Annotated in this window: 7 protein-coding genes, 1 tRNA gene and 2 rRNA genes; 8 read left to right on the top strand and 2 right to left on the bottom strand. The window is 67.1% G+C overall.

All coding sequences use genetic code 11. The features are described from left to right. The 4 genes from GXY15_13515 to GXY15_13500 all read left to right on the top strand — a co-directional run. Window positions 1–993 (top strand): 23S ribosomal RNA (locus GXY15_13515); the annotation flags it as partial. 140 nt (window positions 994–1133) lie between these two features. Continuing rightward, a 5S ribosomal RNA gene (rrf, locus tag GXY15_13510) occupies window positions 1134–1250 on the top strand. A 288-nt stretch (window positions 1251–1538) separates the two neighbouring features. Next, a complete protein-coding gene (locus GXY15_13505; GenBank protein NLV42225.1) occupies window positions 1539–2456 on the top strand; it encodes a hypothetical protein in 918 nt (305 codons plus the stop codon). Between the two features lie 82 nt (window positions 2457–2538). Then, a complete protein-coding gene (locus GXY15_13500) occupies window positions 2539–3363 on the top strand; it encodes a hypothetical protein (protein NLV42224.1) in 825 nt (274 codons plus the stop codon). Window positions 3364–3367: 4 nt separating this feature from the next. On the opposite strand, the gene glgX is transcribed toward GXY15_13500, so the two are convergent. Continuing rightward, on the bottom strand, window positions 3368–5413 hold the full coding sequence (gene glgX / locus GXY15_13495) for a glycogen debranching protein GlgX (protein NLV42223.1): 2046 nt from the start codon (window positions 5411–5413) through the stop codon (window positions 3368–3370). Between the two features lie 677 nt (window positions 5414–6090). Here glgX and GXY15_13490 point away from each other — a divergent pair. The 3 genes from GXY15_13490 (at window position 6091) to GXY15_13480 (ending at window position 7300) form a co-directional block, all read left to right on the top strand. Next, window positions 6091–6168, top strand: a tRNA-Glu gene (locus tag GXY15_13490). A gap of 193 nt (window positions 6169–6361) precedes the next feature. Then, window positions 6362–6604: a hypothetical protein gene (locus tag GXY15_13485; GenBank protein NLV42222.1), complete on the top strand. Its 243-nt coding sequence runs from the start codon at window positions 6362–6364 to the stop codon at window positions 6602–6604. Window positions 6605–6679: 75 nt separating this feature from the next. Further along, entirely contained in the window at window positions 6680–7300 is a 621-nt protein-coding gene (locus tag GXY15_13480; protein ID NLV42221.1) for a flavodoxin family protein, read from the top strand. Window positions 7301–7324: 24 nt separating this feature from the next. Here GXY15_13480 and GXY15_13475 read toward each other — a convergent pair whose 3' ends face one another. Next, window positions 7325–7714 (bottom strand): hypothetical protein, encoded by a 390-nt coding sequence (locus tag GXY15_13475; protein NLV42220.1) that lies wholly within the window; start codon window positions 7712–7714, stop codon window positions 7325–7327. Between the two features lie 368 nt (window positions 7715–8082). On the opposite strand from GXY15_13475, the gene GXY15_13470 reads away from it, so the two are divergent. Then, on the top strand, window positions 8083–10263 hold the full coding sequence (locus GXY15_13470; protein NLV42219.1) for a hypothetical protein: 2181 nt from the start codon (window positions 8083–8085) through the stop codon (window positions 10261–10263). Window positions 10264–10599 lie beyond the last annotated feature (336 nt).

Here is a 10599-nt window from a genome sequence, read left to right as displayed (position 1 = left end):
CGTAACTATAACGGTCCTAAGGTAGCGAAATTCCTTGTCGGGTAAGTTCCGACCTGCACGAATGGCGTAACGATTTCCCCACTGTCTCAACCAGGGACTCAGCGAAACTGTAGTACCGGTGAAGATGCCGGTTACCCGCAACAAGACAGAAAGACCCCGTGAACCTTTACTATAGCTTGGCATTGTGTTTAGGGATAACATGTGTAGGATAGGTGGGAGACTTTGAAGTGGGCACGCCAGTGTCCATGGAGTCATCCTTGAAATACCACCCTTGTTATCTTTGAACTCTAACCGCGGTCCCTTATCGGGATCCGGGACATTGTCTGGTGGGTAGTTTGACTGGGGCGGTCGCCTCCCAAAACGTAACGGAGGCGCGCGATGGTTCCCTCAGGCTGATTGGAAACCAGCCGTAGAGTGTAAAGGCATAAGGGAGCTTGACTGCGAGAGAGACATCTCGAGCAGGTACGAAAGTAGGTCTTAGTGATCCGGCGATTCCGCATGGAAGGGTCGTCGCTCAACGGATAAAAGGTACTCCGGGGATAACAGGCTTATCTCCCCCAAGAGTTCATATCGACGGGGAGGTTTGGCACCTCGATGTCGGCTCGTCACATCCTGGGGCTGAAGCAGGTCCCAAGGGTTCGTCTGTTCGCCGATTAAAGTGGTACGCGAGCTGGGTTTAAAACGTCGTGAGACAGTTTGGTCCCTATCCTATGCGGGCGCAGGAAATTTGATGGAATCTGACCCTAGTACGAGAGGACCGGGTTGGACGAACCTATGGTGCTCCGGTTGTCACGCCAGTGGCATCGCCGGGTAGCTATGTTCGGAAGGGATAAGCGCTGAAAGCATCTAAGCACGAAGCCCATCCAGAGATAAGATTTCCCTGGGCGCAAGCCCCTGAAGAGTCCTGGTAGAACACCAGGTTGATAGGCTGGAGGTGTAAGCACGGTGACGTGTTCAGCTGACCAGTACTAATTACTCGTGAGACTTGGTCTTAGCAATAATGGGGCGGTAATGCCGCCCCCCGGCGGGTACGCGCCGCGTCCTTGCATGCGATATGCCCCTTGCATTCACTGTCAAAATGAAATTTGAACCGTCCCCTGCGGCCTTCGGGCCGCGCAGGACAACCGGTTTTTGCCGGCGGCCATAGCGGCAGGGCCACACCCGTTCCCATTCCGAACACGGTAGTTAAGCCTGCCAGCGCCCATGGTACTGCAAGGGCAACTTTGTGGGAGAGTAGGACGTCGCCGGCACTAAATTTCGCGCCCCGCGCCTCGCAAGAGGCGCGGGGCATTCGTTTTTTCCGGAGAATCCGCCGGGCACCCTTCGCAAGGGAAGACCCAACGCCGAGACGCGGAGAACGCAGAGAAGAATGGGAGGGGTGGGCATCGGAAACCTTTCTTCCCGGCGGGTGATTGTATCTGTGGACGCGGCGTTGGAATACGGGGTGTATACTGACGTGCGGCCTGTCATGTGGGAAACGGGCCCCCGGCGCGCGGAAACACTCGCGGCATGGCGGCCTTGAACGGGAGGACACGGTCATGGACGGACGGATGAGGTTTGCAGCGGCGTTGATATTGGCGGGTGGCATGGCGGTCGCGGGGGAGACAGCGGCGAAGGAGCCGCCGTTCATTTTGGTGCCTTCGGACACAGCGGGCGTGGAGGTCCCGGCGGGAACGCTCGTGGCCGCGTTTGCCCTGTTTGATAACGGCGCCTGGCGCGGCGTGGATTCCGTCAAGCCGGACCCTTCCGCCGTGGCCCCCCGGAAGGCCTTCCGGCTGGATGACCCGAACCGGGGATACACCCTGAAGACCACCATCCCGGCGCGCCCCTGCATGGAGCCGTCGGAGCGGGTGGACCTTCTCTATCTGCCCCGGGAGCCCGGCCGCGCGGAATCCGGGCACCGGTGCGCCTTCGCACTGACCAACCAACCGGCCCGGCATTTCCCGATGAGGGCGGCCAAGGAAGTGCCGCACTTCGAGGCCCTCCGCGCCCGGATGCTCAAAGAGGCGCAGCCGTTGGAGGAGGCCCTTCGCAAAGAGTGTGAGACCTACCCGGACAACTGCTGGAGGGTGCCCTATGACCCCGCAACGCTCCAGGCTCCCGAACTAGCCTCGGTGACGGCGTTCGAGTTGGCCCCCGGCGTGCCCGCGTTCTTCGTGGTTCTGCGCCGTCAGCCTGCGGTCGCGCCGCAGGGTTCCCCACCGGCCGACGCGGCAACCTACTGGACCGCCATCGTGAAGAAAGACTCCCCGGAGCCCCTGTGGGCGCGCTGCTGGCTTCCCCTGAATGAGAAGGCGGAGAAGGACTTCCGCCTGCTGGGCGCGGCGGACTTGAACGGCGACGGCGTCACGGAGATCGTGGTCGCCTGGCAGGGATGGGAATCACACACGGTGACCCTCTTCGAATACCGGGACGGACGTCTGGTCCCCGTGCTGACGGACGGCTACGGCTGCTGAGTCGGGGGCGGGCTGGCGCGCATGCGGCGGGTTTGTCTATACTTTGGCGGTCCCCCCGCTGGGGGTGCGCAAGAGGATTTTCATGCGGCTCACAGACAGGCAGGAGCGCGCGGTTGAGCGCGCGGTTGAGGCGGTGTCGCGCGCGCTGGCGCGGCGGGCCGACCTCACGGCGGCGGCGCGCGAGCGGGCGGTGGCCCGGCTCCGCGGGCGGATCGAGGGCGCTTTGGCGCGCTTCGGCGCCGCCGTGACGGACGGCCAGGTGGAGGGCGTGGTCGCGGAGTACGCCGACGCGGAGGCGGCCGCCGCCGCGCTGATGAGCGCGGAGCGGTTCACGGGGCCGCGGGCGGGGGACTTGGGGGATCCGCGGTGGCTGGGGGTCTGCCTGCATTTCGCGGAGCGGTCCGGGATTCCCCCCTGGGCGCTGCGCGCGGCTGCGGTTGCCGCGGGAATTGTCGTGGCGCCCGTCGCGCTCACGGCCTATGTGGTCCTCTACTTTGTCCTGCGCCTGGGGGGCGCCTTTGCGGAGGAGCAGCCGCGCATCCGGTGGTTCCGCATGGCGGGGGGCGTGCTGGCGGGGGTGGCGGCCTGCGCGGTCCTCCACATGGCGGCGGGCTATGCGCTGTCTGGCATGGAATGGGCCTTGCGCGAGGGGCTGAAGCAGGAAATGCCGCCGCTGGGCGGCTGGGGCTGGTTTGTGGAGGAGCGCGCCCTGCTGCTCGCGGGCACGCTGGCGTGCGCGGTGCCCGTCTTTGTGCTCGGGGGCCTGCCCATGGTGAACGGGTGGGACGCCACCCTGCGCCGCTGCGGGCAGGCGGTGCTGGCGCTGTACGCCGTGGTGGTCTCCTTCGGCCTGGCCTCCGTGGTCGCCGGGGTGGCGGTGAACTGGGTGCGCGGCCTCGCCGGCTGAGCGGTCAGCCGTCCTTCCGCGTCAGCACCACCAATGACCTGGGCGCCAGCAGGACTTCCCCGGTCACTTCCGGGGCGCCGTCCCCGTCTGTCATGTCCATCGGGGATGCCGCGCCCGTGTCCACCCGTTTCCGCCAGGTGTTCCCGTCGGGCAGGCGGAAGGAGACGGTGAAGGCGGCGGCGTTGAAGGCCATGAACACCGCAGTGCCCGCGTTCTCGCGCGGGTGCAGGACGCAGGCCAGCGTGTTCACGCCGTCCTCCCACCGGGGCGGGCCGCCGTCCGGTCCGCGCCAGGCGAGGTCCGGCCCTTCCGGGCCGTCGCCGCGGTAGAAGGTCTTGCGGCGCAGTCCCGGATTCTCCGCGCGGAACCGGATGATCCCGCGGAAGAAGCGGAGCAGCTCCGCGTTCGTTTCGGCGAGCGACCAGTCCATCCAGGAAATCTCGTTGTCCTGGCAGTAGGCGTTGTTGTTCCCCTGCTGGGTGCGCCCGAACTCGTCGCCGCCGAGCATCATGGGCACGCCCGCCGAGAGGAAGAGCGTGGCGGCGAGGTTCTTCTGCATGCGCAGGCGCAGGGCGCGGATGTCGGGGTTGTCCACCGGCCCCTCGGCGCCGCAGTTCCAGCTGAAATTCTCGTCCTGGCCGTCGCGGTTGCCCTCGCCGTTGGCGGCGTTGTGCTTGAGGTTGTGCGCCCACAGGTCGGCCAGCGTGAATCCGTCGTGGCAGGTGACGAAGTTGATGGACTGGAGGGGCGTGCGCCCGGAGCGGGCGTAGAGGTCCTCGCTGCCCGCGAGGCGCGTGGCGAAGGCGCCGGCCATGCCCGGGTCGCCGCGCCAGAAGCGCCGCGTGTCGTCGCGGTACATGCCGTTCCACTCGGCCCACCGCGACCCGCCGAAGGAGCCCACCTGGTACGCGCCCCCGGCGTCCCACGCCTCCGCGATGAGCTTCACGTCGCGGAGCACGGGGTCCTCGGCGATGCGCGCGAGGAGGGGCGAGTCCTCCTGGACATGCCCCTGCTGGTCGCGGCCGAGGATGGAGGCCAGGTCGAACCGGAACCCGTCCACGTGCATGGCGGCGGTCCAGTAGCGCAGGCTGTCGAGGATGAAGTCGCGCACGAGCGGGTGGTTGCAGTTCACCGTGTTGCCGCAGCCGCTGAAATTGAGGTACTCGCCGTCCCGCATCAGGTAGTAGATGGTGTTGTCCAGCCCCTTGAACGAGAGCGTCGGCCCCTCCGCGTTCCCCTCCGAGGTGTGGTTGAACACCACGTCGAGGATCACCTCGATGCCCGCGGCGTGCAGGGCGCGCACCATCCCGCGGAACTCCTCCAGGTGCCCGCTGTCCGTGGCGCGGACGGCGTAGCGCCCCGTCGGCGCGAAGAAGCCGATGGTGCTGTACCCCCAGTAGTTCGTCAGCTCCTTTCCGGTGATCACGCTGCAGCGGCCCAGCCAGTACTCCCCGGTCTCGTGCACGGGCAGCAGCTCCACCGCGTTCACCCCGAGCGCCTTCAGATGCGGAATCTTTTCGATGAGGCCGCGGTAGGTGCCCGGGTGCGCCGCGCCCGACGACGGGTGCCGGGTGAACCCGCGCACATGGGCCTCATAGATGACCAGGTCCGCCATGGGAATCCGCGGCCGCACGTCGTCCGGCCAGTCCATGCGGTCATACACGGCCACGCACTTCATGAATCCGGGACCCCGGTGGATGTCGCCGACCAGGGCCTTCGCGTAGGGGTCAAGCAGGTAGACGCGCGGGTTGAACCGGTGGCCGCGTTTCGGGTCCCAGGGCCCCGCCATGCGGAAAAGGTAATATGCGTCCTCGCGCAGGTTCTCCACGAACACCGACCACATGTCGCCCGTGCGGTGGCGCGCGGGGTCCAGCTCATACTCCCAGGCCGGCTCCGTGTCGTCCGGCCCGTCGAACAATGCCAGCCACACGCGCCGCGCATGGCGGCTGAACACCGTGAACCGGATCCCCGAATCATAGACTGCGGGCCCCACCGGGTAGGGGCGGCCGGGGATCACCCGCAGCTTCGTGTAGTCCGTCTTCTCGCGCATGGTCTCTCCTGCGGGCGCCCGCCCGCGTGCCAAGAATGTACCACAGCCGGGCGGGCGCGCGGTCCGACGCGTCCCGCCCAGTTGCAGGGCAATCGCACTGAAACCCTTGGGCACTTTATGGTTGGATTTCGCTCATTGCCCTTTGTCCAACCTCTTCAACGCTGAAAGCGTTGCCGCATATAGCCCAGGCCAGGCCGCCGCCCGAAGGGCCAGGCCTGTCCTGGGTTGCCCGCGCAGAACCATCATGCCCCAACGGGGCAGCCGAAATTCGCGTGCCGGAAAGAAGACAAGGCCGTCGGGACGCCGGCGGCACGAAAAAGAGCCGCGGGTCGTGATTGCGTAGCGCCGGCGTTCCGCGGCCTTGTCTTTGGGTGTGCGCGAAAATTTCGGTTGCCCCTTCAGGGCAAGAAGTGCTTTGGGACGTGCAACCCAGGACAGGCCTGGCCCTTCGGGCGGCGGCCTGGCCTGGGCTATATTCGGATGTCCCGTTGGGACAACAAACACAGAATCACATAACCGGGGGACGTTCATGCTGCTCGCAGGCGTTGCTCAAGGCGTATTTTGGTGCGATTGCCCTGCGCCCAGTTGCATCCTCCGGGCATTCCCTGATAAAATGACCCCGCTGGTGACAGGCGGCGCCGCAGTTCCTGCGGCGCTGTTTTTGTCCGGCGCGCAGCGTCCCCATCGTCTAGTCTGGTCCAGGACACCGCCCTTTCACGGCGGCGACAGGGGTTCAAATCCCCTTGGGGACGCCATTGTTTTGCCTGGCCCCCCCGCGCCTTCCCCCCCCTTCTTCCCTGCGGCACGCACCGCCCAAGAACCGTTGCCTGGAGGATGGACCTCCCGTGCCGTGTGAACGTATAATCGGGCGGGCGGCGGCGGTCGGCCGCGGCCCGGGCGCACGTGGCGGGCTGCGAACGTTGCCAGGCGCATCAGGAGGGATTGGACATGCACGCTGGGTGGTTGTGGAAGGCCGCTCCGCTTGAAACGCCGAAGGACATCTGGAAGCGCGGGCTTTTCCGTCTTCTCTGGTGCGGCCTGGCAGGCGCGGCGGTCGCCCTGTTCATCGGCCGCCCGGTCGAATACGGGCCGCAGGCAGGCCTCCTGGTTGTGCTTGTTCTCCTGGTCGCGGCAGCGGGGGTTCTGGCCGACGCGTTCAGGCTGTCTTTGCGCTCCAAACAACATCCTTGATCCGCCGCATGCGGGGACTCCGGTTCCGCTGCCGGCTCCGGTGCCGCCGGGATGGTCACCAGAAAGGGAAACGCCATGAAGGTTGTCGCGTTCAATGGAAGCCCGCGCAAGGGCGGCAACACGGAACTGCTGCTGCGGAAGGTGCTGGAGCCCATCGCCGCGGCGGGCATTGAGACGGAGCTCATCCAGGTGGGCGGCAAAGAGGTGCGGGGGTGCCAGGCCTGCTACGCGTGCTTCCAGAACAAGGACTGCCGCTGCGCGAACGACCGCGACGAGATGAACGCGTGGATCGCGAAGATCCTGGAGGCGGACGCCGTGGTGATCGGGTCGCCCACCTATTTCGCCGGGCCTTCGGCGGAGGTCACGGCGCTGCTTGACCGCGTGGGGCTGGTGGCCTGCGCCAACAACGCCATGCTCAGCCGCAAGATCGGCGCGGCCGTGGTGGCCGTGCGGCGCGGCGGCGCGGGCGGCGTGCAGGACGCCATCAACCACATGTTCCTCATGACCCGCATGATCGTGCCGGGGTCCACCTACTGGAACATGGGCTTCGGCCTGGAAAAGGGCGAGGCCGCCAACGACGCCGAGGGCCTCAACAACATGAAGGACCTCGGCGAGACCATCGCGTGGCTCGTGAAGGCCGTCGCGAACGCGGACGGCGGCGGCGCGTTCTCCGGCCGCCTCTGCTGCTCCGAGTAGCCCGGTTTCGGGGGCGGGGATGTTTCACGCCGCGGCTGCGCGCGCCCTGCCGCGCAACCGCCGCCATACCAGTTCCCCGGCGACGGCGAGGAGCGGGAAGGTGAGGTAGGGGTAGAGGTTGACGGGGGTGAAGGCGGCGGACCAGTGCTGGAAAAGGGCCTGGGCGGGGGTGGGCCACACGCCGGGGAGCTGTCCGGCGAAGATCTGGACGAGTTCCTCCAGCATGCCCAGGGCGGGCACCCACCAGAGCCGCCGCCAGCACACCGCGCCCAGGGCCATCGCGATGCCCAGGGACCCCAGCATCGGCCGGGTCGCCCCCGGCGCGGCGGGCGTGGTCCACGCCGCCTCGAGCAGCCCCAGCCCCACGGCGGCCGCAAGGCCCGCCGCCGCTATCCCGAGTGTCCGCCTGTCCATGGCACGGTTCCCCGGCGGCGCCGCGCCGTCCCCGGGCCGCCGCTGGTAAGACCCCGGCTGCGGCGCGCGTGTTTCACCGGCGCGGCCTCTGGGGCCTGACAAGACAGCGTGAGAACCGGAGCCGCGGCAAGAACGAGATTGCTTCCCTCGCTGCGCTCGTTCGCAATGACGGCTGTTTCCGCGTCATGGCGAGCGCAGCGACGCCATCTCGTTCTTGCCACGGCTCCGGTTCTCAAGCTGTCTTGTCCGGCGATCCGGCGGGATCCGGTGACTGGGCCGCGCGGCCGGGGATGGTGTACCATGGGGTGTTCGGCGGCGCGGCGCGGAACCCGCGTCTTTCCTGCAGGCAACTAGGGAGGTTGTGCCTGATGCGAACGGGTGGATCCTTTTCTGCGGCGGTGTCGGCGGTGCTCCTTCTTGCGGCGGTTTGCGCCGCCGAGGAACCCTACACGCCGGAACTGCTGACCGACCCCGGCCGGTGGGGCGGGCGTCCCGAGGAGGCGCTGGTGTCCGTTGCGGACGGCGGACTGCGCGTGGAGGTTTCCCCCGGGCGCACCTGGTCCGCGGCCGTCGCGTCGGACCTGGTCCTTCCCGCGGGCACGGGCCGGGCGCGCGTGCGCGTGTCCGGATGCGGCGCGGAGGCCTGGTTCGTGCGCCTTTACGGCGACCTGCGGGGCACCGGCGGGCCGACAACCCTGGAGCTGTTCCGGGGCCGCACCGGCCCGGAAGAGAAGGTGCTGGACATTGACGAGCGCTGTTTGATTCCATACTCCCGCTACCCTGTGCAGATACAACTGGGCGTGGAGGGGCCTCCGGGGTCCTGGGCCACCTTTTCATCCCTGGAGTTTCTGCCGAGGGTGCCCCGCTCCAATGTCCACCCGCTGCGAAGAATAGGAGACATGTGGTGGGACAGGATCCAGCTCGAAAGCATGGTCGTGAGGCAGATGCCGAACCTGCCGGAACCTTTCAAGATGCGGGACTGGCGGGAGACGGCCCGGGCCTTTGACCGGCTTGCCTTTGACTTCTCGGCGACGGGGGAGCATCTTCCGCTGATCTGGCTGGACGAGTCGCGGGTCAACACGGACGCGACCACCTTCGGGCTGTACTCGTATGTCGGCGATACCCGGCAGGGGCCGAAAAAGGGCGGGCAGGAGGCGGTCACCTGCATCGCCGCGGTGGTCGGGGCCTCGTTGGTGGGCATAGACAAGCGGGGCCCGACGCACGACTATGTGCGCATGTGCGAGGCCTGGCAGAACACGAAGAACGGGCTGGGGCTCGTGCTCAACACCTTCGAGCAGGAGACGGGGGGCTCCTTCTGGTACGAGCTCTGGCCGCAGATGCTGTTCGCCATGCTCGCCGACAAATACCCCGGCCACGGCGCGCTGGACGACATCATGCGCCGGGGCGCGGACCGGTGGCTGGAGGCGGTCGAAAAACTGTCCGGCCCGGACGGCGTCCCGGACTTCAACCACACGGCCTTCAATTTCCGCACGGGGACGCCGGTGGACAACGGCAAGTGGCGCGAGCCCGACGCCGCGGCGGGCGCGGCCTGGCTCCTCCTCACGGCCGGGTCGCGTTTCCAGGACGAGCGGTACTACCGGGGCGCCGCAGCGTGCCTGCGTTTCCTGGAAGGGCACGGCAAGAACCCGTACTACGAGGTCCTCGCGCCGTACGGGGCTCTGGCGGCAGCCCGCATGGAGGCTGAACGGGGGGAATACTTCCGCACCAATCTGGTGGAGTCGTGCTTCGGCATCAGCGACTGCCGCGGCGGGTGGGGAGTGACGGTGGGCAACTGGGGCGGGTACGACTGCGACGGCCTGGTCGGGAGCATTGACAACAACGGCGGCTACGCCTTCACCATGAACAGCTTCGCCCAGGCGGCGGCGCTCGTGCCCCTGGTCCGGTACAACGAACACTATGCACGCGCCGTCGGCAAGTGGATGCTGAATCTGGCGAACGCCGCGCGTTTGTTTTACCCCGACGCGCTGCCGGCGGACCACCAGACCAGCGCCTTCTGGAAGGGCGACCCCGGCGCGGTCATCGCCTACGAGGGCCTGCGCCGGGAATGGCAGGGCAAGAGCCCCTGCGCGACGGGCGATCCCCTCGCCCTGAAATGGGGACCCCAGACCGACCTCGGCCTGTACGGCTCGAGTTACGTCGGGTTCCTGGGCGCGATCGTCAGCCGCACGGACGACGAGCACATCTTGCAGTTGGACTGTCTCGCGACCGATTTCCACCGCGGCCCGGCCTACCCCACGTTTCTCTATTACAACCCCCATGACACCGACACGGAGATCACCGTGGACGTTGGCCCGGCGCCCTGCGACCTGTATTACGCCAATCAGAACCAGTTCGGACCGGAGGGCGTCTCTGGAAAGGTGCGCATCACCATTCCGGCGGACGACGCCTTGGTCGTGGTGTTCACGCCCGACCGGGGTGTGCGCTACCGTGAGAAAGGTAAACTGCTGGTGGACGGGGTGCTGGTGGAAGGGGTGGGCATGGAGTATATCTACTCCGACAGCTGGGGTGTGACGCCCCCCGGCCTCTAAGGCGCGCGGGGCGCGTTTCGCCGGGGCGGCGCCTGGGGGTCGGACAAGACGGGCGAGGACCGGAGCCGTGGCGGGAACGAGATGGCTTCGCTTCGCTCGCCATGACGGACGTTTCCTCGTCGCTGCAATGACCGCGAAAACGCACGTCATCGCGAGCCCCTGACCGCCCGGGGGCGGAAATCTCGTTGAAGAAAGGCGTGTCAGGCGTCAGATGTCGCGGGAGCCCCCGCACGTTCTTGGGGAGTCCGTCTGTTATGTGGAGTGCGGTGGCAGAGCGAAGCGGCGACACCGCTTTGCCCGGGGATGATCCATGCCGCACCCCTCACGGCAGCTCTT

Source organism: Candidatus Hydrogenedentota bacterium, from assembly GCA_012730045.1.
Taxonomy (GTDB): domain Bacteria; phylum Hydrogenedentota; class Hydrogenedentia; order Hydrogenedentales; family CAITNO01; genus JAAYBR01.
The sequence above is the reverse complement of the archived record's forward strand: the minus strand, read 5'-3'. Positions and strand labels throughout refer to the sequence as shown.